Source organism: Kribbella sp. VKM Ac-2568, assembly GCF_004345365.1.
GTDB classification, from domain to species: Bacteria; Actinomycetota; Actinomycetes; order Propionibacteriales; family Kribbellaceae; genus Kribbella; species Kribbella orskensis.
This window is the reverse complement of record NZ_SLVF01000009.1, coordinates 54,107-75,450: the sequence shown is the minus strand read 5'-3', so window position 1 is coordinate 75,450 and position 21,344 is coordinate 54,107. Positions and strand designations below refer to the sequence as shown.

Here is a 21,344-nt window from a genome sequence, read left to right as displayed (position 1 = left end):
GGTCGCGGTCGTGACCTACCTGGCTGCCGCCAGTGCCAGGACGATCAGTTCGTTGCGGGCATTCTGCCCGGCCGGGACCGTGGTGTGGACGCCTGACCGCAGGTACACCGTGAGGCGGGTGGGCTTGGCGGCGAGGTACTCGGCCCAGCGCACGAGGCGCAGGTTCGGGTGGCGTCGCTGCGCCTCGCACAGTTGCAGGTTGATCCAGGCGCCGTTGCGCTGGTCGGCGACCTGGACAGCCGCCGGCTGGGTGGTCCGGGCGATCTGCACGTTGACCCAGACCACGGTGCGGGTGCGGCCCACGATGGCCATCGTCCGGTCGACCTGGCCGGCGAAGACCGGAGGATTGAAGATGTCGTTGGTCCCGGTCGCCATCAGGATGCGGCGGGGGAGTCCATAGTTCTGGGCCCACTGCGCCAGCACGTCGACGGCGGGGGTCGTCGGGCGGCCGGACCAGTTGTGCACGGCCAGCGGATCACCCGTCCGTCCGGCCAGCCGGGTCGCCAGGGACCTGCCGTCCTGGACCGCGATGCTGTCGCCGAACATGAAAACCCCGTTGCGGGCCAGGACGCTCCTGATGATCGCCTCGCTCGAGATCGCCCGGCTGAACCCGCGCCAGTCGACGATGTCACCGGATCCGTAGCCCCCGGCGGCGGTAGCCGTCTCGGTGACCGCGACAGTCGAAGCAGCCACGACGGTGCCGGCCAGTAAGACCTGTCGCCGACTGGGTCTCATGGATCTCGAACACGTCCCCATGTTACGGACTGTGACGCTGATCCGGCGCTGACGCAAGATCAGGGGCCGGACCGTGACACTCGGAAGTACTACTCCCGGTGACGGATTTGTCTCGGTTGGCGAGACCCCCGGCTCGACCTCTGGATGGGGTTGTGCATAGACTCGCTGGCATCATGCGGCACCAGCTTCTTCTCCTTCGCTGCCGCGGCGAGGCCTGACGTAGGCCGGTTCCCTCGCCGCGGAGTTTCGTCGTACGCCGGTCGCATCCCGACCCCGTAGTACACGCTTCCCGCGAGGAGAACCCGCATCATGGCACCGAAGAATCAGCCCAAGCCCGTTCAGCAGACCTCTGGCATGCCGGTCCAGCGCTACAGCGCGTTCCCGCCGATCCAGCTGCCGGACCGGGCCTGGCCCACGAAGTCCGTCGACCGGACGCCGCGCTGGCTGTCCACCGATCTCCGCGACGGCAACCAGGCCCTGGTCGAGCCGATGTCGCCGGCCCGCAAGCGCCGGATGTTCGACCTGCTGGTCCGGATGGGGTACAAGGAGATCGAGGTCGGCTTCCCGAGCGCCAGCCAGTACGACTTCGACTTCGTTCGCAGCCTGATCGAGGGGGACGCGATCCCCGAAGACGTCACCATCTCGGTGCTGACCCAGGCCCGCGAGGAGCTGATCGAGCGGACCGTGCAGTCGCTGCAGGGCTCGCCGAAGGCGACGATCCACCTCTACAACGCGACCGCGCCGCTGTTCCGGCGGGTCGTCTTCAACGTGGACAAGGCCGAGTGCCGCAACATCGCCGTCCGCGGCACCGAGACGGTGATGAAGTACGCCGACGAGATGCTGGGCGACTGCGAGTTCGGCTACCAGTACAGCCCGGAGATCTTCACCGGCACCGAGCTGGAGTTCGCGCTCGAGGTGTGCGAGGCGGTCAGTGACGTCTGGCAGCCCGCCGAGGGCCGCGAGATCATCCTCAACCTGCCCGCCACCGTCGAGATGTCGACCCCGAACGTGTACGCCGACCAGATCGAGTGGTTCGGCCGCAACCTGACCCGGCGCGAGCACAGCACGATCAGCCTGCACCCGCACAACGACCGCGGTACTGCGGTGGCCGCGACCGAGCTGGCCCTGATGGCCGGGGCGGACCGGGTCGAGGGGTGCTTGTTCGGTCACGGCGAGCGGACCGGCAACGTCGACCTGGTCACGCTGGGGATGAACCTGTTCAGCCAGGGCATCGACCCGCAGATCGACTTCTCCGACATCGACGAGATCCGCCGTACCGTCGAGTACTGCACCCAGATGCGCGTCCCCGAGCGCCAGCCGTACGCGGGCGACCTGGTCTACACCGCCTTCTCCGGCTCCCACCAGGACGCGATCAAGAAGGGCCTGGAGGCGCTCGACAAGCAGGCCGCGGCCGAGGGCAAGCCGGTCGGCGAGATCGCCTGGGAGGCGCCGTACCTGCCGATCGACCCGAAGGACGTCGGCCGCTCGTACGAGGCCGTCATCCGGGTCAACTCGCAGTCCGGCAAGGGTGGCGTCGCCTACATCATGAAGTCGGAGCACCGGCTCGACCTGCCGCGCCGGCTGCAGATCGAGTTCAGCCGGGTGATCCAGCAGCACACCGACTCCGAGGGCGGCGAGGTCGGCCCCCAGCAGATGTGGGACATCTTCGCGGCCGAGTACCTGGCGCCGGGCAAGCTGTCGCTGCTCACGGTCAACTCGACGTCCGGCGAGGGCCAGGGCGACCAGCTCCGCGTGCAGGTGTACTCCGGCGGCGTACCGCACGAGCTGACCGGCGAGGGCAACGGCCCGGTGTCGGCCTTCGTCGACGCGATCCAGCCGCTGAAGTACGACGTACGGGTGCTGGACTACCACGAGCACGCGCTCTCGGCCGGAGGTGACGCGCTCGCCGCGGCGTACGTCGAGTGCGAGGTCGGCGACGAGGTCTTCTGGGGTGTCGGCCGGGACGCCAACATCCTCACCGCGTCGCTGAAGGCGGTCGTCTCCGCCATCAACCGCGCCACCCGCTGACTCCGATGACTCCACGGCCACCCGCCATATTCAGTGGCGGGTGGCCCTGTCGTTTGGTTGGGTCGGGCGGGTGATCACCGTGCGCGAGATCGACCCGTCCGACGAGACCCTCTTCGACAGCTGGTACGACGTCTACCGGGCGGGCGCGGTCGCCGACCGGCCGGCCGCGATCTTGAGCAGCCACGACGCCCTCGCGTACTCGTTGCGCACTCCCAACCCGCTGAAGCAGCGGCTGCCGGTGGCCGCCTTCGCAGGGGACCGAGTCGTCGGCGCGATGCTCTTCGAGACCTGGACCGAGAGCAACCTGGACTCGATCGAGGTGGAGATCTGTGTCCCACCGGCCGAACGTCGTCGCGGGATCGGTACGGCGCTGTGGGGCTGGGCGAGGTCCCGCGCCGCGGTCGTGGAGCGCACGATCTTCCAGTGCGAGCTGGGGGTGCCGGAGGGGTTCACCACCCAGACCTGGCCCGGGAGCATCTTCGCGGCCAAGCTCGGCTTCACCGTCGAGCACATCGAGGATCACCTCGTCGTGCCGCTTCCCTACGAGGGTTCCGTGCAGGTGGAGGCACTTGACGGATACGAGCTGACGTCGTGGGCGGGGCCGTGTCCGGAGGAGCACCTGCAGGCGTTCGCCGACCTGCGGACCGCGATGGACCGCGACATACCGACGGGTGGCATGACCAAGGACCCGGCGCCTTGGGACGTCGAGAAGCTTCGCGCGCAGGAGGAGCGGGTCGACAAGACCTGGCTGTCCCTGCTGACGCTGGCGCGGACGTCCGATGGCCGACCGGCCGGTTACACGGTCATCTACCTGCCGCGGACCGACCCGGACACCGCGCAGCAACTCGACACCCTCGTACTGCGTGAGCACCGCGGCCACAACCTCGGCGCCCACCTCAAGCTCAGGAACCTCGAGCAGTTGGCCAAGCACCGGACCACCCAGAAGCTGTTGCACACATGGACCGCCGAGACGAACACGGCGATGCAGAAGGTGAATACCCGCTTCGGTTTCCGGCCGGTGGAGAAGCTGGTCGAGTGTGAGCTGAAGGTCCCGGTACCACGCCTGCGTCCGGCCGCGCGGGGCGTAGTGCTGGATCAGGACGACCGGATTCTGTTGCTGCGGTTCGAGTTCGACGACCGCCCGACGGTGTGGGCCGCACCGGGTGGTGGCGTCGAGCCGGGGGAGTCGGCCCATGACGCTCTGGTCCGCGAGCTTCGCGAGGAGGTCGGCATCGAGGCGCCGGACGATCCGCCGCATCTGTGGCACCAGGTGGTGGTTGCCGACGGCCACGCCAACGGCTACGACGGCGTGATCAACGACTACTTCCTCGTTCGTATCGACTCCTTCACCCCGTCGGGCGACCTCACCGCCGACGAGCTCCGCGCCGAGAACGTCCACGGCCACCAGTGGTGGAGCGTGTCCGACCTCAAGTCCTACTCCGGCCCCGCCGTCTTCTCGCCCCGCTCTCTCGGCGTTCTCCTCGAGACCCTCCTGGCCGAAGGCCCACCCGAGCACCCCCTCCAACTCGAGCTCTGAAGCGGTGTTTGAGGGTGTGAGAAACCGTGTGGGAAGTCTGTGAGAGAAGACGTTCGGGGGTGGATCGCGGCCTAGCGTCGGTGATGTGAGTTGCCGATTGCCAGGAGAGTCGATGAGCGTTCCGTTATTCGTGCCCACCCGGGTTGCCGGCGCCGCTGATGTGGCGGCGCTGCAGTTCGGGCGACGTCCCGATGGGGTCCGGGTGGGCATCGCGTTCAGCAGTATGGAGTTGTTGCGGGCGGCAACAGGCCCGCGGCAGGAGTGGATCCGGATGCACGAGTCCGTACTGCGGGAGCTGCTGGCCCCGTCCGGGATCAGCATCATCCAGCTCGACCCGGTCCTCGTCGGCCCGGACGTCGGTACACCGGCACCGGCTCCGGCGGTGCGGGATTCGGTGTTGGCAGGTCACGGTGGCCGTTGAGCCTTATGACCCGCATCCCCACAGGGCGCGGCGGCAGCGCTTCGACCCGGAGTTCGTCGCGATCGTCCGGATCATCGTCGTGATGGCCGCGCTCTCGGTCCTGCTCTACATGCTGGACTAGAGCCGGCGTTCCCAGCTGAGGCGGCCTTCATCCATGGTCGCGTGGCCGTCGGCGCCGGCGGCCACGCTCGGGTCATGGGTGGCGATGATGACGGCGGTACCCCGGTCCGCCTCGGCACGGAGTAGTTCGAGAACGCGCTCTCTGTTCGAGCTGTCGAGCTCGCTGGTCGACTCGTCGGCGAGGATCACCTTGCCGCGCTGAGCCAGTCCGCGCGCCACCGCGACCCGCTGCTGCTCGCCGCCGGAGAGCTCCTCGACCAGGTGGTCGCCGCTCTCCTCGAGCCCGACCGCCGTGAGTGCTCTCTCGATGATCCGGTCGACGGACTCCAGCGCCTCCTCGCGCTCGACCTCGTCGGCGGACAACTTGCGGTCGGCAAGCAACGGCAGCGACAGGTTCTCCCGCGCGGTGAGCACCCGCGCCAGACCGTTGCCCTGCGGGATCAGCACCACCCCGTGAGCGGCGGCGGCGGGACGCCCGGTGATCGTCAGCCCGTCCACCTGTACCTCGCCCGACTTCACCGGCACCGCCCCGGCGATTGCCCACAGCAACGAGCTCTTGCCCGCGCCGGACGGCCCGCTGACCGCGAGGACGTACCCCGGCGGCACCTGCAGGGACACCTCCGCCACGGCGACCAGTTCGTCGTACGCAACGGTCAGGTTCGTCACCGAGATCATGCTTGGCCTTCCTGCTCGACCGGGGTGAGGCGGACATCGCCGTTGTCGGCAGTGGTGACCCGGACCAGCGTGCCGGGCGGCAGCAGTTCGGCGACGTGCGGTGGCAGCGGCAACGACCCGTCCGTGGCGACCACAGCGAACTCCTCGCCCGCACGGCCTTCGGACGCTATCCGGCCGTCGCGGATCGTGATGGTCCGGGGGAGGACCTCCGCGACCTCGGGGTCGTGGGTGATCAGCAGCACTGTCGTCCCGGTGGTCGCGTTGATGGTCGAGATCGCGGCCAGCACCTCGTCCCGGGCGTGGTGGTCGAGCTGGGAAGTCGGCTCGTCGGCGAGCAACAACCCGGGGAAGGTCGCGATCCCCACGGCGACCGCGCAGAGCTGGATCTGCCCGGGCGTGAGCGAGCCCAGCGGAGTACGGGCTTGGTTGCTCAGGCCAACGAGTTCGAGAACCTCGGCCGGCGACGGCAGGGTCCGGTCGCGGGGAGCGGCGCCCTGGGCGTAGCGGACGTTGTCCTCGGGCGTCAGGTATGGGACGAGGTTGCGTGCGGCTCCTTGCAGCACGATGCCGACATCGCCGGCCCGCATCCGGTCGAGCTCTGCCTCGGTCATCGTGGCGACGTTGTGTTCGCCGATCTGCAACCGCCCGGCGCTCGGCGTCAGCAACCCGCCGCACAACTGCAGCAGCGTGGACTTCCCGGCGCCTGACGGTCCCAGCAGCCCGACCAGCTCGCCGGGCCGTACGGAGATCCCGATGCCGGACAGAGCCGCGACGTCATGCCCCTGGCTGCGGTAGATGTGCACCAGGCCGCTGGTGCTGATCGCCAGCCCGCTCATGACAGCTCCTCCCGGATCCGGGTGTACTGCGCTCGCCGGTTGACGCCGGTGCCCAGCAGCAGCGTCGTCGTGGTGAGCACCAGGGTGCCGATCAACCACAGCACGAGAGCGACAGTCCAGTTCGTACTCAGTTCGAGCGGAATCGGTGAAGCCTGCAACGTCTCTGCGAACAGCGGGATCAACGGCAGCGCGATCTGCGCGCCGACGATGCCGCAGGCCGTGCCGAGCAACGTCGCCAGCGCGACAGGCCCGGTCTGCTCCCACCGAGCAGCCCGTCCGGTAGTGCCCACCGGTACGCCGGTCAGCCGCAGGCTCGCGTAGTCCTGGGCGCGCGACCGCCACGAGGTCACCACCATCAGCAGGAGCACGATGATCGCCAGGGACCAGCCGGCGACACCGACGACCGGGGTCAGCTGCAGGGCGAGCGAGCTCGCGGAGCGCCCGTAGCTGTCCGTCCGGTCCGACTGCTTGTCGACCAGGCTCGCGGTGACTCCCGCGTCGGCGAGCCCCTTGGTGATCTTGTCGAGGTTCGCGAGGCCATCGGCGTTCAGCCAGAGCTGGAAGTCCGTGCTGCCCGAGTCCAGCGAACCACCCAGCCGGCGTACCGTCTCCAGGTCGACGACGGCGGTCTTCTCGGAGTACCGGTTGGCCGGGCCGCGCAGGCGGTCGATCTTCTGGATCAGCATCGCGCCGCCGTCGACGCCCGGCGTGGAGGTCGACTCGTCGACGGAGTACTCCGGGGTGACGAGCGCGGGCATCGTCGGCGGCACGGTGCCGTACTGAACGAACTGCTCGGCAGACAGGCTGGTCACGTCGAGCGTGAGTCCACCGGCCGGTCCGTCCTTCGTCGCCAAGGAGCCGAGGTCGCCGCCGAGCTGCGGGATCGGCTTCCAGTCGGCAGCTTTGCCCAGCGCGAGCGACGGTTGCCGCGGCGTACCGAGCTTGCTGATCGCGATCTCGCCGCGGACGCCGGACGAGTCGTTCACGTCGCGGCCGATCCCGAGACGGAGCAGCCGGCAGCCGCCCAGGCAGTCGATCGAGGTGCTCAGGATGAACGTCTTGCCGGTGACCAGCGGCATCGGGTCGAACCGGACCAGGTACCGCGCGCCGTTGCGGAGGCTGACCACGTTCGCCTCGATGATCACGGACTTCGCGGGCGGTTGCGGGGGAGGAGCCTCGCCGCTGGCACTCCGCGGCAGCACCGGCGTCATCTTGCCGGGGGTCGCCGTGACCTGCAGGCGGTCGCTCCGCAGGTCGATCGGGCCGAGGCCGGTGGGCGCCTTCAGCTGCTGGAATCCCTCCGCATCGGTGAGCTGGTCACCGCGGAAGGCGATCCGCTGGAAGCTGTCGGGCTCGATCATCAGCGTGCGCAGCGCATCCGGTGACGGCGGCCGGCCGAACACCACCGGGGTGAACCAGTGCCGGTCCGGGTCGATCTTGTCGATCGCCCGGGTGAAGTCGCCCAGGTCGAGGAACTTCATCAGGAGGATGCCGTCGGCGCCGGTCTCGTACCCGGCTCGGACCTCCCGGTTGTGACCGGCGACCGACGATGCCTGCCCTGCGAAGGACACCAGCGCTGTCGCGACCGCGACGACCGCGACGATGCGAGTTACGGCTGGGCGGCGAGAGACCTGCAGGGCACCGAGTGCTAGGCCGACTCGTCCGTTGCCCAGCGCCTGTCGGCTGACCAGGCCGGCGGCCGGCAGCAGGAGATGGGCAAAGGTGAGGCCGACCGCCAGCGCGAGCAGAGTCGGCGTGAGCACGGGCAGCGGACCCCGGCCGCCGCCGGTCAGCGCGGCGACGAGTCCGGCCGAGGCCAGCACGATGATCGACAGGTCGATCATGCCGATGGCCCGCCCGCGACGGCGTGGCGCGACGCGGCGCAACAGGGTGGATATCGGCTGCCGGACGACGGCGCGGACCGACCAGGCGACCACCGCGAGCCCGACCACCGCCGCCACCGCAAGTGCGGCCGGCACTGTCCAGGGGAACTCGAGCGGTGCGCCGTCGTTCAGCCAGGTGGCACGAACGATCATCAGCAGGCCGAAGCCCGTCACGATCCCGGCGAGCGTGCCGATCAGCACCGCCGCGCCGAGCTCGATGAAGAGCGACCTGCCCGTACGCCGTGCGCTCGATCCGCGCAGGCGGGCAACGGCGACCTCGGGGCGTCGCTGGTCGACCACGGCGCCCAGTGCGAGGGCGAGGACGACCACCCCGAACAGGGCGACCTGCACCATCACCAGCGGGATGATCGTGGTCGCCTGCTTGCGCTCGGCCTGGATCGTGTCGATCAGGCCGTCCAGCCCGGTGCTGTTCTGGGCCTCCAGCTCCTGTTCGGCCGCGTTGCCGTCGACCTGGTTGGTGACCGCCTTGATGCGCTCCAGGTGGTCCGCGGTGGCGACACCCGGAATCGGCCGGGTGTCCATGGTGGAGCGGTAGCCCCAGACCCCGGTGTTGAAGGTCTCCCGCACGGTGAGCAGGTAGTCGGAGGTCGCCGGGGTCTTGGCCGTGGCCGGACCCGAACGTCCGATCGGCCCCCGCCCGAACCAGTACGGTGCGTTCTGGTCCACCGGCCGGTAGAGGCCGACCACCTTCAGCGATCCGCCGCCCGCGTAGTTGTCCGAGGTCGCGTCGAGCACCGCGCCCGGTTTGGCGTCGTACGACTTCTCGTCGACGATCGAGGCGACGACCTCGCCGGCGGCCTGGGGACAGCGGCCCTGGACGATCACGAGCTGGGCGCAGTAGCCGTCCCGCCAGATCACCTTGGTGCTGATCTCACGGTCCCGCCCGCGGAGTCCCCAGAGGACGTCCACGCTCAGGCCGTAGGCGGGCGGGGTGAAGAGAGGCTTGAGGTCGGCCGGGATGAGCTGAGTCAGGTCCTCGGGCTGCTTCGGGGTCGAGGCGCCGACACTGTTCGGCGGTTTGGCCTCCACCTGCCAGCTGGCCGAGAGGTACTGGTTGCTGAGCGTCTCGGTGGTCACCGTTTGTTCCACCGCCCGCGAGAACCACGGTGCGAAGGTCGCGCAGGTCCCGATCAGGAGGCTGACTCCCGCCAGCACCAGAGCTTGGGACCTCCGGTAGCTCAGCGCTCGCCGCAGGAACATGCGTGACAACCCCCAGCCGCCGTGACTTCTTGCCTCCGGCCGAAACCTACGGATCGTGAGGGTCGTCGGCAGGGAGTCGGCTGACAACGATGCCTAGTTGTTGCTTGCACCCGGCTTGTCTGTGGCGGGCTGGTATCGGATGGTCGCCGAGGGTGATCTCGTCTCCCTCCGACCGCGGCCCCTCCGATCGCGGCCGGTCCGGCGAAGGTAGGTTCGGAGTATGCGTGAATCCCACCTCGGAGAACTGACCGTTTCCGCCCTCGGGCTCGGCTGCATGGGCATGTCCCAGTCGTACGGCGTCCAGGGCGACGACGCCGAATCGATCGCCACGGTGCACGCCGCGATCGACGCCGGCTGCACCTTCATGGACACCGCCGACGTGTACGGCGACGGCGCCAACGAGGAACTCGTCGGGCGGGCACTGGCCGGCCGCCGGGACCAGGTGGTGCTGGCGACCAAGTTCGGCTTCCAGCGCTCCGCGGCCGGCGTCGCCGTACCGAACGTGGTGAACGGCAGCCCGGAGTACGCGCGGACCGCCATCGACGCGTCGCTGCGGCGGCTCGGCGTGGACCACGTCGACCTCTGGTACCTGCACCGGCGCGACCCGGAGGTGCCGATCGAGGAGACCGTCGGCGCGATGGCCGAGGCCGTCCAGGCGGGCAAGGTCCGGTACCTCGGCCTGTCGGAGGTGTCGGGTGACACCGTCCGCGCCGCGCACGCCGTGCACCCGATCTGCGCCGTACAGAGCGAGTGGTCGCTGTGGACGCGTGACCCGGAGACGGGAGTGCTGCCGACGCTGCGCGAGCTCGGCGTCGGGTTCGTCCCCTTCAGCCCGCTGGGCCGGGGTTTCCTGACCGGGCAGCTCAAGTCGCCCGACGACTTCGAGCCGGACGACATGCGGCGCGGGCTGCCGCGGTTCACCGGCGAGAACTTCCAGCGCAACCTCGACCTGGTCGCCAAGGTGCGGGAACTCGCCGAGAGCAAGGGTGTGCTGCCGAGCCAGCTCGCGCTCGCCTGGCTGCTTGCGCAGGGCAATGACATCGCGCCCATCCCGGGGACGAAGCGGCGCAAGTACCTCGCCGAGAACCTGGGCGCGGTGGACGTGACGCTGACCGCGGAGGATCTCGCCGCGCTGGACGAGGCGTTCCCGGCGGACGCGGTGGCGGGGGACCGGTACGCCCCGGGTGGGATGAAGCTGGTCGGCAGATGAGCTTCGAGACCGATCCCGAGCCTGCTCCGGGGTCTTGGCTGCCCGGGGATGTGCCCGGGCTGATCGGGGTCACAGGGGCGACGGGGCAGCTGGGCTCGCGGATCGCCCGCCTGCTGGCGGACTCCGGAGTACGGCAGCGGTTGCTCGTGCGGGATCCGGCGCGCGCTCCGTCGGTGCGGGACGCGGAGGTGGCCCAGGCGCCGTACGGGGAGAAGCACGCGCTGCTGGACGCGTTCGACGGGGTGCACACGCTGCTGATGGTGAGCGCGTCCGAGACCGCCGATCGAGTGTCCTTGCATAAGGCAACGATTGACGCCGCGGTGGCGGCCGGCGTACAGCGAATCGTGTACACGTCGTTCGTCGGTGCTTCGCCGGGTGCGACCTTCACCTTCGCGCGGGACCACTGGCACACCGAGGAGTATCTGCGGGCCGCCGGCATCGACTTCACCTTCCTGCGGGACAACATGTACCTGGACTTCATCCCCGGGTTCGCCGGTGAGGACGGGGTGATCCGCGGGCCTGCCGGGGACGGCCGGGTCGCCGCTGTCGCCCGGGACGACGTGGCCGCCGTCGCGGCTCGGGTGCTGACCTCGGACGCGCACTCGGGGATGACCTATGACCTGACCGGGCCGACCGCTTTCACCTTGGCGGAGGCTGCCGCGTGGATTTCGGAGGCCCAGGGGCGACCGGTGCGGTACGAGGCGGAGACGCTCGACGAGGCCTATCGGTCGCGCGAAGGGTTTGGCGCCCCGGCGTGGGAGGTGGCCGGCTGGGTCACGTCGTACGCCGCGATCGCGAGCGGGGAACTCAGCGTGGTGACGAGCGCCGTCGAGGACCTCACCGGCCAGCCGCCGATCGGGCTGCCCGAGTACCTGTCCACGACCTGAGAGACCGAGTATTCGTCCGCGACCTGAGAGAATGGGCCAGTGCCGCTCTACCGTGACGAGGCGATCGTGCTCCGCACCCAGAAACTGGGCGAAGCCGATCGCATCGCCACGCTCCTGACCCGCGGTCACGGCAAGATCCGCGCCGTCGCGAAGGGCGTCCGCCGTACGTCGTCCCGGTTCGGCGCCCGGCTCGAACCCTTCAGCTACGTCGACCTGCAACTCGCGACCGGCCGGACCCTCGACGTGGTCACCCAGGCCGAGTCGATCGCGGCGTACGGCGAGGGCATCGTCGGCGACTACGCCCGGTACACCACCGGCACCGTCCTGCTGGAGACGGCCGACCGCCTGGTCGTCGAGGAGAAGGAACCCGCCACCCAGCAACACCTCCTACTGGCCGGCGCCCTCCGCGTTCTCTCCAGCGGCGAACGCACCCCCGGCCTGGTACTCGACTCCTTCTTGCTTCGTTCCTTGGCGATCTCGGGCTACGCCCCGTCCTTCGCCGACTGCGCGAAATGCGGCGAACCAGGGCCCCACCGAGCCTTCAACCCTGCGGCCGGCGGCATGGTCTGCACCACCTGCCGCCCCCCAGCCTCCGCCATGCCGGCCCCCACCACCGTCACCCTCCTAGCCGCCCTCCTCTCCGGCGACTGGCCCACCGCCGAATCCACCGACCCCCGAACCCGCCGAGAAGCGTCCGGCCTAGTCTCAGCCTTCGTAACCTGGCACCTAGACCGCCAACTCCGCTCCCTCCCTTACCTAGACCTAACCCCCGACGCGGTCCCGTCCGCCGAAGCCCTGCCCCCGCCCGCCTGACCCCCCACCGGCCTGCCCCCCCGCCTGACTCCCGCCAGCCTGACTCCCGCCGGCCGACCCCGTCCGGCCTGGCCACCTGCTGCCGCTCCTCCCGCTGGCCGTACGTACGGCGCCGGGCCCGGGCCTCTTCCCGGAGGGCGAGCGGCCTCCAAACCGGCACCTTGTGCACCCCCTGAGCAGATCCCGCCGCCCCGGACGCTCAACTGGCGCACAAGGTGCGACCTTGGACACCCAATCGGGACCTCGGACACGAAATGCCCTGATCCAACTCGCCAGAAGGTGTCCCCGGTCCCCACCACCGTGCAACCTCGCCTCCCGGGCGGCGATCCGGCCTCCCGATGTCGGGTTGTTCGGCCGCTGGCGCCTAATAGGCCGCCAGCCGTCGAACAGCCAGCCAGCCGTCGACCAACCAGCCAGCGCCAGCCCCGGAATCGGCGCAACCCACCAGCATTGGGCGAAACTCATTGGGACCGCCGGCGTACCGACGGAAGTAGTCGCCACCCAGGGCACGCCGACGGCCGGCTCACGCCCGCGACCTCTGCGACCAGCCCCAGTACTGCCTGTCGCTAGGTACACCCCACGGCACCTCACCAACGAGCGAGCGGGAGAAGGTGGTGACATGCCAGCCGATCAACATCCAACCGGCGGGCTCGGCCGACTGGCCTGATCCCCATCTGGGTCGACAAGCACGGGCACAGCCTCGCCGATCCGAAGCTGCATGCCGGCCTGCTGAGTCATCGAGATTTGCCCGGTATCCCCAAGCGTGCTCTGCCAGGTGATGTCCCAGTCAGCCGTCGCGGTGACCTTGTATTTGCAGTCGGCCAGCTCACGCGAAGTCTTCCGATATCGATGCCCACAATCCGGCGAATCCTTGACTCCCGTCGCCTTGCCGTACGCCGTACCGGGCCCCTCGCAACGGATCGTCTTACCGTCCCCCATATTCCAGTTGATAGCCCTAACCTGCGCCCTGGCAGTAACGGTCAACCCCGGCACACTGGCTTCCCGAACAATCGGCCCCCAAGTGTTCTCCGACTTCACCACCCACAACCAAACAGGCATATTCACCAACCCGACCTGCCCCACCCCCGGCGCACTCCTAACCGGCGGCGGCGCCAACTGCATCTCCGCAATGGCCCGATAAGCCAACGTCACCGGATCAGCCACAACCGTGTCCGGCGCCCCCGGCAACCAAACCCACCGGGTCACCAAGTGCCGCCCCTCGTCGTACCCCTGCTCGAGCACGCAGGCCCATACGGCCCCATCGGTATGCCCTTGCCACGCAGGATCAGAAAGGGGCGGCTGCGGACTGAGCGACTGCAGATAACACTGCTGGCTGTTTGACCAGTTGCCGTGACTCGAGGTGCAGGCCTGAGCAGCGCCGTGGTGCTGACAGACCTGTTTCGCCTTTTCGGCAGCCGGCTTGCCCGTGTTCGCGTCTTCCTCATCGCCCTGGATCATTGAGCGCAGATACCAGGTGCAGATGTGATTCGACCTGCAAATCAGTACATAGTCGCCTTCGGGCTTGGGCGGGATCGCGACCGGATAAATGGCGCTCGCGGGGAGTTGGGCTGCCGAGAACAGTTCAGCTACCGCCAGGCCGAGTATCAGCAGCCGACTGACCTGTCTCAGCATGAGCCAGTGGCCTTCTCGTCGATGAGGAACCACATCTTCGTGGTCTTCCCGGTCGGCGGCGCGTAGACGAGCACGGACTCCGTCAGGTGCCGGTTACCGTCGCTCGGACCCATGGGTACTGGCTTCTTGGTCTTCTGAAACAGCGTTGAAGTCTTCGAAGCGTCAACGCACACCTTGAGAGTGACCCGAGGCTGCTGGCCCAACAGCGTCACCGACGTAACTCCGGCAAAGGTAACTTGGACCTTGCCGGCCTGATACCAGCCGTTCTTGCGCTGGAACTCGACATCGTCCACGACACCGATGAGCCAGTTTCCGCCGTTGCCTGCGTTCTCTAGATCCGCGCGCTTGGACTTCTCTGGTGCGCTCAGCGCAATGTCGATCGCCCCGCGCGCAGCGACGTACCGCGACTTGGCGGCGGTGATGGCTGCCTCTTCTTCGGCTGTGTACTTCGGGGTGGGCGACGCGGTTGGCGTGGCGGTGGTTGAGGTGGGGGTCGTGTCCGGGCGACCGGCTTCGGGGGAGTTGTTGCAGGCGGCTAGGGCGAGGGTGGCGCACAGGGCCGCGGCGGGGAGAAGCGGTCGGCGGATCATGCGGGAGGGGCTCCGTTCGATGGCTGTTGCAGACCGTACAAGGTTGCCATACGGAGGGTGTTCGTCCCGGAGGTTGTCCACAGGCTGCAGGTAGTTGCAGCAGGATCAGGGCAGGGTGCCTCGGGGGACTATCCAGCGGGTCGGTTGGGTGGTCTGGCGCGCGATCAGGTCGAAGTCGGCGTCGTAATGGAGGAGCGTGACGCGGTGGCGTTCGGCGACGGCTGCGATCAGGAGGTCGGGGATCGAGGCCGCTCGGTGGTTCGCCTTGGCGGCGAGGAGGCCCTGGACCTCCGTCGCGCGGCGGAAGTCGGCGTCTTCGGTCGCCAGCCACTCGAGACCTGACTCGAGTTCGTAGCGCATCTGCTGATGAGCGTCACCGTTGCGGGCGCTGTAGAGCATCTCCAGTTCGATCACGCCGCAGATCGCGAGCAGGCCGCGTTCCAGCAGTGGTGCGAGGACCTGCTGGACGGGCGGACTCGCGGACCGCGCCAGCGCGCTCTTGTCGACCATGAAGCGCGCTACCGCCATGCGCCCTTCATCACCTCGGGGTCGAGGAGGTCGTCGTACAGCCCGTCCTGCGCGGATTGCAGGAACTGGCCGGCCGCGCGCACCCGCAGTACTTCGGCCAGCGCGGCGTTGACGGTGTCCTTCTTGGTGGTGGTCCCGAGCGCCTCGGCTGCCTTGGAGAGGAGGGCATCGTCGATGTCGATCAGCGTCTTGGTCATCGGCGCACCTCCGTATATACAAATGGCACCCAAGTGTATATCTCCTCTTCAATCGCGGACAGTGACGAGACCCAGCCTGACAGGATCTCGAGGCTGCCGTCGGAGGGCCTGTGGACAACTACCTGGGCCATTGCTGGGGGTAGGACGGGGATGAGAGAAGATCTGGGTATGTCGCCTATTGGTCGTCGTCGGGGTGTGGTGGGGTCGGGTCGGCGGGGGCCGGTGGTGGCGCCGGAGGTGCATCCTTCGGGGGCCAGGCCGCCGGCGATTCCGCGGGAGTTGGTGCCGAGGCATGTGGCGATCGTGATGGATGGGAACGGGCGGTGGGCGAAGGCCCGGAATCTGCCGCGGACCGAGGGGCACCGGGCCGGCGAGGCTTCGCTGCTGGACGTGATCAAGGGCGGGATCGAGATCGGCGTCAAGTACATCTCGGCGTACGCGTTCTCGACCGAGAACTGGGCTCGCTCGCCGGAGGAGGTCCGGTTCCTGATGGGGTTCAACCGGGAGGTGATCCACCGGCGGCGCGACGAGCTCGACGCGATGGGTGTGCGGGTGGTCTGGTCGGGGCGGCGGCCGCGGTTGTGGAAGAGCGTGATCTCCGAGCTCGAGTACGCGCAGGAGCGGACCAAGGACAACGACACCATCACGCTGCAGTTCTGCGTGAACTACGGCGGGCAGGCGGAGATCGCCGACGCGATGAAGTCGATCGCCGCGGAAGTTGCCGCGGGCAAGCTCAAGCCGGATCGCATCAACGAGAAGACGATCGCGCGGCATCTCTACGCGCCGGACATCCCCGAGGTCGACCTGTTCGTCCGGTCGTCGGGTGAGCAGCGCACGTCGAACTTCCTGGTCTGGCAGCTGGCGTACGCCGAGATGGTCTTCCTCGACACGCTCTGGCCGGACTTCGACCGCCGCGACCTCTGGCGCGCGATCGAGCTCTACGCCCAGCGCGACCGCCGCTACGGCGGCGCCATCCCCAACGAGGTCAAGCCCGCCTGACCAGTACTGCGAACGCGGGGCGACCGCACTCGTGTGTGCCGCACGCCCGGACGCCGGTACTGCGCGGGCGGGGTGCAGTTGCCGGTACTGCGCAAGCTCGCGTAGGGCGTTCCGCGAGGGCGGAACTGGTGGGAACGGCGGTGGACCGGAGGGCGTCTAGGCTCCTTGGGATTGTTCAGCGTGATCGAGAGGAAGGGCCGAGCGTGCAGGATCAGCCGACGGAGCCGATGCCCGGAGTACCGGATGTGCAGGCGCCGGACCCTAGTCTTCGAGCCGCGCGGAAGGAGATTCGCGACGTCGAGTCGATGCTGCGGAAGGCGATCGCCGAGGACGACGAGCTCGCCGGGCACGAGGACGCGGGCCGATGAGCACCCAGCAGGAGCAGGCCGCGGCTCAACTGACCGACGAGACCGCGAGCGCGCTGGTGACGGCGAAGACCGCGTTGACGCTGGCAGCCGATGCCGCGCAGGACGTCGACGCCGGGTTGCGGCGGGCCGAGGACGAGATCGGCGAGCTCGCCAGCCAGGCCAACCGGATGTACGACTCGGACGTGCCGGATCGCCAGATGATGTATGCCCAGGAAGCGGCCGGGGAGATCGGCAGGCGGATCGGGCGTGGGCATGAGGGGCTCGACGAGGTCCGGCGGCAGTTGGGGCGGGCCTCGGGCGCGCTGGAAGCTGGACGGCGGTCGCTCGGGGAGCTCGAGCAGTTGCCGGGGCAGCAGGGCGAGGCGACGACGCGGTTGCGGCGTCGGCTGGATTCGCTGAGCGAGGTCGTCGAGGCGGCTGGGCGGGGTACCGACCGCGCGGGTGAGCGGCTGGCGGAGACGAGCCGGGATCTCGACAGGCTGCGGCAGTCGCCTGAGCGCGTGCAGGATCGCGAGGAGGCGGCCGACGCGATCAGGCGGGCCGGTCGGAACGTCGACGAAGGGGTGATGGACGTCCGCGGTGGGTTGCGCGGCCTCCAGCAGGGTCTCGAGGATGGAGGCCAAGAGGCCAATGCCGCCGCGCGGGAGAGCATCGAGTTGGCGACGGCGGCGCGTGCCGGCCTGAACCCGACGCCGGCCGCTGCGCAACGTGTCAGCCAAGGCACCGCCGAGCAAGACCTGAGGCACCGATCCGCCGGCCCGTCCCAAGGCGCCGACCGCGACAGGTAGCTGCCGGGCTTAGCGGCGGGGCGAGGGTAGTAGGCCTCGCTCCAAGGCGACTGTTACTGCTCGGGTGCGGTCGTCGACGTCTAGCTTGGTGAAGAGGCGTTGGAGGTGGGTCTTCACCGTGGCCTCGCCGATGAAGAGTTCGCGGCCGATCTCGGCGTTGCTCAGACCCCGGGCGACCGCTGCCAGGACCTCCAGTTCGCGGGGAGACGGTTGTACCGCGGCGGGGGCGGCCGGAGTACGGAGGCGGCTCATCAACCGGGCTGCGACCGGTGGTGCGAGGACCGTCTCGCCACGGGATGCGGCGCGGATCCCGTCCAGGAGTTCAGCGTGCGGGGTGTCCTTCAGCAGATATCCGGCAGCGCCGGCTTCGACTGCGTGCAGGATGTCCGTGTCGGTGTCGTACGTCGTCAGGACCAGCACCTTCGTCGCGGGGTAGCCCGAAACGATCGCGCCGGTCGCGGAGACGCCGTCGCGGCGCGGCATCCGCAGATCCATCAGAACCACGTCCGGCCGGGTGGACTCGACCAGGGCAAGTGCTTCCTCGCCGTCGCCTGCCTCACCGACCACCTCGATGTCGTCCGTGACGGCCAGCATGCCGATCAGCCCGGAGCGAACCACCGGGTGGTCGTCGACCACCAGCACGCGCACGTTGTCCGTCACGAATTCTCCTGACCTGTGGCTGGGATGAGCACCTGCACGCGGGTACCGCGACCCGGGGCGCTGTCGACCTGGACCGTGCCGCCGGACTCCTCGACGCGTCCGCGCATGGCCGCGAGTCCGTACCCGGCGGCCGGCGCCAACGGCTCGAACCCGGACCCGTCGTCGCTGATCTCGATCGCCACCCCGTCGGACGACATGCCCAACGTGATCCGCACCCGGGTGGCTCCGGCGTGCTTGCGGACGTTCGCCAACGACTCCTGCGCCGCCCGCAGCAACACCACCTGCTGTCCCTGCGGCAACGCGGCCACCTCATCGTCCGGCATGTCGAGAGACACCTGTACGTCGACTCCCGTCTCCGCGGTGAACCGCTCGGCCTGCCGGCGCAGTGCTTCGGTCAGCGTGGCGCCGGACAACGCCACCGGGGTGAACGCGGCCACGAGCGCCCGCGCCTCGGCCAGGTTCTCCCGGGCCGTGTCCTCGATCGCGGCGAGTCGCGCGGCGGCGGGATCGGTGGCTCCCCGGGACAGCTCCACGGCCGCGGTCTGCGCGAGCATCACGATCGACGTCATGCCCTGCGCCAGGGTGTCGTGGATCTCGCGGGCCATCCGCTCGCGCTCGGCCATTACACCCGCCGTGTGGTGCGCGTCAGCCAGCTCGTCGCGGGCGGCCTCGAGCTCCTCGATCAGCTCGGCACGCTGCTGGCTCTGGGAGATCACCTTCTCAATCCAGATGCCGAGCAGCATGCTGACCACCAGGCTGATCAGCATCCACGGCAAGATCTCCCAGAACGCGTCGAGGGTCCAGCCGGCCGACCAGAGCTGGGCGGCGCCGACCGCCGCGAGCACCAGGAAGCTGAAGAAGATCGCGTCGCGGACCCGGTCGCTGAGCAGCCAGATCTGCGGGGAGACGATGAACAGGATGAACACCGATTGCGGGTAGATCGCGACCGCTCCGGCGACGCAACCGATCATCAGCAGGCGATACAGGTACGACGGCAGTAGGCGGCGGGAGAGCATCGCGGGTTTGGCGACGAACTCGTAGCCGAGTCCGAGCGTAGCCAGCAGGCCCAGGAAGATGAGCTGGTCCCGGTTGCTCAGGTCCGAGACCAGCGACGCGATCGCGGTGACGCCCAGCAGTGCCCAGAAGACGATGTGCCAGGCAACCAGCGTGCGGATCCAGACCGGCTGGTCGATCTTGTCGCTCGTGGGCTCCATGGCCACTATCTTGCTCCAGTACCGCAGCCGCTCGCTCATGACGGTCAGCCGGCGTCCCGGCGGGTCCAGCGGAAGACCCGCTGGGCGATCAACAGTCCGGCCACCAGCCAGAGGCTCAGCACGATCGCGCCGGTGCCCAGCTGCCAGGAGCCGCCGGGCTCGTTCGCCTCGAAGCTGTCCGGCAGGAACACCGACCGCATGCCCTGGGCGAGCCACTTGAGCGGGAAGAACTCGGAGACCGTCCGCATCCAGGCCGGCAGGCTGCCGTAGACGAAGTACACGCCGGACATGAACTGCAGCAGCAGGACCACCGGGGTGACGACCGCGGAGGCGGCCTTGCCGGACTTCGGTACGACGGAGAAGGCGATGCCGAGCACGGACCCCGACGCCGTACCGAGCACGAAGATCCACATGAAGTTGATCCACTTAACCGGCTCCGTCGGGATGTCCACCCCGAGCGCGAGCCCGGCGATCACCAGCAGCAGAGCGAACTGCATGACCGACGTCGCCAGGACCAGCCCGATCTTGCCGATGAAGTAGGACTGCGGCGACATCGGCGTACCGCGCAGCCGCTTGAGCAGGTCCTCGTCGCGTTCCATCGCGATCGTGATGGCGAGCGACTGGAAGCTGGTCAGGAAGATGCCGGAGGCGATCATGCCCGGCGTGAAGTAGGTGGCCGCGTCCACGCCGTCGGCGAATTCCGTACCGCTGAAGACGGCGGAGAAGATGCCCAGGAAGATGATCGGGAAGAAGAAGGTGAAGATCAGCTGCTCCTTCTCCCGGAAGAACTGCTTCACCTCCAGCCCGGTCCGCGACAGTCCGACCTTCAGCGGCGTCGGCAACGGCTTGGCGGTGCGCGTCGGTGCGGTCGTGGTGGTCATCGTGCTCATCGGACGGCTCCTTCGAGAACAGCGGGCTCGACGCCCACGGACGCGATCAGTTCCAGATAGATGTCTTCCAGGCTCGGCCGGCGTACCTCGAGCTCGGGTACCTCGCCGTTGAACCGTGCCATCAGCGCCGCGACCTCCGCGGTCGGCCGGTCGGTCCGTACTTCGTGCGCTCCGTCGGCGTCCAGCCAGGACACCCGCGCGGTGCGGGCGCCGCGGCCGCCGAGCGTCTCCGGCGTACCGATCTCGATCATCCGGCCGTCCGCGATGACGCCGACCCGGTCGGCCAGGTGCTCGGCCTCGTCCAGGTAGTGGGTGGTCAGCAGGATGGTGGTGCCCTCGGTCCGCAGGTTCTCGATCAGCGTCCAGAACTGGCGGCGGGCCTCGGGGTCGAACCCGGTGGTCGGCTCGTCCAGGAAGAGCAGTTCGGGGTTGCCGATCACGCCGAGCGCGACGTCGAGCCGGCGGCGCTGACCGCCGGACAGCTTGCGGGTCCGCGTCTTGCGCTTCTCCTGCAGCCCGACCCACGCGATCACCTCCTCCGGGTCGCGCGGGGAGGGGTAGTAGCCGGCGTAGTGGCTGACCAGTTCGGCGACCGACAGTTCGGCCTCGTCCCGGGAGGACTGGGCGACGATGCCGATCCGGCTGCGCCAGTGCCGGTCGCCCCGGGCCGGGTCGACGCCGAGCACGGTGATCTCGCCCTCGTCCGCTCGGCGGTACCCCTCCAGCACCTCCGTCGTCGTGGTCTTGCCGGCGCCGTTCGGCCCGAGCAGGGCGAAGACCTCGCCCCGGTGGATGTCCAGGTCGACGCCCGCGACGGCGACCTTGTCCGGATAGCGCTTGACGAGTCCGCGGACCCGTACTGCGATGTCGTTGTCGGTCATGGGTCAACCTTCCCGTCCGCGCACCCCCGCCCGGGAGCGCCGGACGACGGACCGGCTGTCCACCGATCGGGGGACAGACCCTGTACTCCGGTCCACGTGCTCCCCGCACTACGAGCTGCCGGGTGCCGGGGATCCGCCCACCGGCGGCGGCTCGGAGTACCGGCGGCGGGCGGTCCGGAGTACGGGAAATCCGCGGCATGACGCGCGCTGGGGCAGACGAGAGGTGGCGGC

At 69.0% G+C, this 21,344-nt stretch carries 22 protein-coding genes; 10 read left to right on the top strand and 12 right to left on the bottom strand.

The genetic code is table 11. From position 1 onward, the window contains the following. Positions 1–15 precede the first annotated feature (15 nt). Positions 16–735, bottom strand: coding sequence for a hypothetical protein (locus tag EV648_RS25815; protein WP_241995603.1), 720 nt, complete (start codon positions 733–735; stop codon positions 16–18). A 309-nt stretch (positions 736–1,044) separates the two neighbouring features. Between EV648_RS25815 and leuA the strand changes: the two genes are divergently transcribed. The 4 genes from leuA to EV648_RS44790 all read left to right on the top strand — a co-directional run bounded on the left by leuA (position 1,045) and on the right by EV648_RS44790 (position 4,842). Beyond that, complete coding sequence (gene leuA, locus EV648_RS25810) at positions 1,045–2,763, top strand: 2-isopropylmalate synthase (protein ID WP_132296945.1); 1,719 nt, start codon at positions 1,045–1,047, stop codon at positions 2,761–2,763. Between the two features lie 40 nt (positions 2,764–2,803). Then, on the top strand, positions 2,804–4,300 hold the full coding sequence (locus EV648_RS25805; protein ID WP_241995602.1) for a GNAT family N-acetyltransferase: 1,497 nt from the start codon (positions 2,804–2,806) through the stop codon (positions 4,298–4,300). Positions 4,301–4,412: 112 nt separating this feature from the next. Next, positions 4,413–4,721, top strand: coding sequence for an SAV_915 family protein (locus EV648_RS25800; RefSeq protein ID WP_132296943.1), 309 nt, complete (start codon positions 4,413–4,415; stop codon positions 4,719–4,721). Further along, positions 4,711–4,842, top strand: a complete 132-nt coding sequence (locus EV648_RS44790) for a hypothetical protein (protein WP_255512870.1) — start codon at positions 4,711–4,713, stop codon at positions 4,840–4,842. The genes EV648_RS25800 and EV648_RS44790 overlap by 11 nt, the downstream gene beginning before the upstream one ends. On the opposite strand, the gene EV648_RS25795 is transcribed toward EV648_RS44790, so the two are convergent. Genes EV648_RS25795 through EV648_RS25785 form a run of 3 tightly spaced genes read right to left on the bottom strand, consistent with a single transcriptional unit; the run spans position 4,839 to position 9,456 of the window. Continuing rightward, positions 4,839–5,516, bottom strand: a complete 678-nt coding sequence (locus tag EV648_RS25795) for an ABC transporter ATP-binding protein (RefSeq protein WP_132296941.1) — start codon at positions 5,514–5,516, stop codon at positions 4,839–4,841. The two genes, EV648_RS44790 and EV648_RS25795, sit on opposite strands and share 4 nt — an antisense overlap. After that, a complete protein-coding gene (locus EV648_RS25790) occupies positions 5,513–6,352 on the bottom strand; it encodes an ABC transporter ATP-binding protein (RefSeq protein WP_132296939.1) in 840 nt (279 codons plus the stop codon). Before EV648_RS25790 ends, EV648_RS25795 begins: the two co-directional genes overlap by 4 nt. Next, positions 6,349–9,456, bottom strand: coding sequence for an FtsX-like permease family protein (locus EV648_RS25785; RefSeq protein ID WP_132296937.1), 3,108 nt, complete (start codon positions 9,454–9,456; stop codon positions 6,349–6,351). The genes EV648_RS25790 and EV648_RS25785 overlap by 4 nt, the downstream gene beginning before the upstream one ends. 220 nt (positions 9,457–9,676) lie before the next feature. Between EV648_RS25785 and EV648_RS25780 the strand changes: the two genes are divergently transcribed. Genes EV648_RS25780 through recO form a run of 3 tightly spaced genes read left to right on the top strand, consistent with a single transcriptional unit; the run spans position 9,677 to position 12,366 of the window. Then, entirely contained in the window at positions 9,677–10,666 is a 990-nt protein-coding gene (locus EV648_RS25780; RefSeq protein ID WP_132296935.1) for an aldo/keto reductase, read from the top strand. After that, complete coding sequence (locus tag EV648_RS25775; RefSeq protein WP_132296933.1) at positions 10,663–11,553, top strand: SDR family oxidoreductase; 891 nt, start codon at positions 10,663–10,665, stop codon at positions 11,551–11,553. Before EV648_RS25780 ends, EV648_RS25775 begins: the two co-directional genes overlap by 4 nt. 39 nt (positions 11,554–11,592) lie before the next feature. Continuing rightward, a complete protein-coding gene (gene recO, locus EV648_RS25770; protein ID WP_132296930.1) occupies positions 11,593–12,366 on the top strand; it encodes a DNA repair protein RecO in 774 nt (257 codons plus the stop codon). Between the two features lie 630 nt (positions 12,367–12,996). Here the strand turns inward: recO and EV648_RS25765 are convergent. From EV648_RS25765 to EV648_RS25750, 4 genes are all read right to left on the bottom strand, one after another. Continuing rightward, on the bottom strand, positions 12,997–13,998 hold the full coding sequence (locus EV648_RS25765) for a hypothetical protein (protein ID WP_132296927.1): 1,002 nt from the start codon (positions 13,996–13,998) through the stop codon (positions 12,997–12,999). After that, positions 13,992–14,588 (bottom strand): hypothetical protein, encoded by a 597-nt coding sequence (locus tag EV648_RS25760; protein WP_132296924.1) that lies wholly within the window; start codon positions 14,586–14,588, stop codon positions 13,992–13,994. The genes EV648_RS25765 and EV648_RS25760 overlap by 7 nt, the downstream gene beginning before the upstream one ends. 105 nt (positions 14,589–14,693) lie before the next feature. Beyond that, entirely contained in the window at positions 14,694–15,116 is a 423-nt protein-coding gene (locus EV648_RS25755; protein ID WP_132296921.1) for a PIN domain nuclease, read from the bottom strand. Next, complete coding sequence (locus EV648_RS25750) at positions 15,107–15,313, bottom strand: type II toxin-antitoxin system VapB family antitoxin (protein ID WP_132296918.1); 207 nt, start codon at positions 15,311–15,313, stop codon at positions 15,107–15,109. Before EV648_RS25750 ends, EV648_RS25755 begins: the two co-directional genes overlap by 10 nt. A gap of 168 nt (positions 15,314–15,481) precedes the next feature. Between EV648_RS25750 and EV648_RS25745 the strand changes: the two genes are divergently transcribed. The 3 genes from EV648_RS25745 (at position 15,482) to EV648_RS25740 (ending at position 17,468) form a co-directional block, all read left to right on the top strand. Continuing rightward, positions 15,482–16,312 carry an isoprenyl transferase gene (locus tag EV648_RS25745; protein ID WP_199234851.1) on the top strand — a complete coding sequence of 277 codons (831 nt, stop codon included), beginning with the start codon at positions 15,482–15,484 and terminating at the stop codon, positions 16,310–16,312. A gap of 203 nt (positions 16,313–16,515) precedes the next feature. After that, positions 16,516–16,680, top strand: a complete 165-nt coding sequence (locus EV648_RS42710; protein WP_158294067.1) for a hypothetical protein — start codon at positions 16,516–16,518, stop codon at positions 16,678–16,680. Beyond that, complete coding sequence (locus EV648_RS25740; RefSeq protein WP_132296915.1) at positions 16,677–17,468, top strand: hypothetical protein; 792 nt, start codon at positions 16,677–16,679, stop codon at positions 17,466–17,468. Before EV648_RS42710 ends, EV648_RS25740 begins: the two co-directional genes overlap by 4 nt. Positions 17,469–17,477: 9 nt before the next feature. Here EV648_RS25740 and EV648_RS25735 read toward each other — a convergent pair whose 3' ends face one another. From EV648_RS25735 to EV648_RS25720, 4 genes are read right to left on the bottom strand one after another with little or no spacing between them, the layout of a single operon-like run. Then, positions 17,478–18,128: a response regulator transcription factor gene (locus tag EV648_RS25735; RefSeq protein ID WP_132296912.1), complete on the bottom strand. Its 651-nt coding sequence runs from the start codon at positions 18,126–18,128 to the stop codon at positions 17,478–17,480. Then, the gene (locus tag EV648_RS25730; RefSeq protein ID WP_132296909.1) at positions 18,125–19,381 is read right to left on the bottom strand and encodes a sensor histidine kinase; all 1,257 of its coding nucleotides are present in this window, start codon (positions 19,379–19,381) and stop codon (positions 18,125–18,127) included. The genes EV648_RS25735 and EV648_RS25730 overlap by 4 nt, the downstream gene beginning before the upstream one ends. A gap of 5 nt (positions 19,382–19,386) precedes the next feature. Next, positions 19,387–20,232 carry an ABC transporter permease gene (locus EV648_RS25725; RefSeq protein WP_132296906.1) on the bottom strand — a complete coding sequence of 282 codons (846 nt, stop codon included), beginning with the start codon at positions 20,230–20,232 and terminating at the stop codon, positions 19,387–19,389. Continuing rightward, positions 20,229–21,113 carry an ABC transporter ATP-binding protein gene (locus tag EV648_RS25720; protein ID WP_132296903.1) on the bottom strand — a complete coding sequence of 295 codons (885 nt, stop codon included), beginning with the start codon at positions 21,111–21,113 and terminating at the stop codon, positions 20,229–20,231. The genes EV648_RS25725 and EV648_RS25720 overlap by 4 nt, the downstream gene beginning before the upstream one ends. Positions 21,114–21,344: the final 231 nt, after the last annotated feature.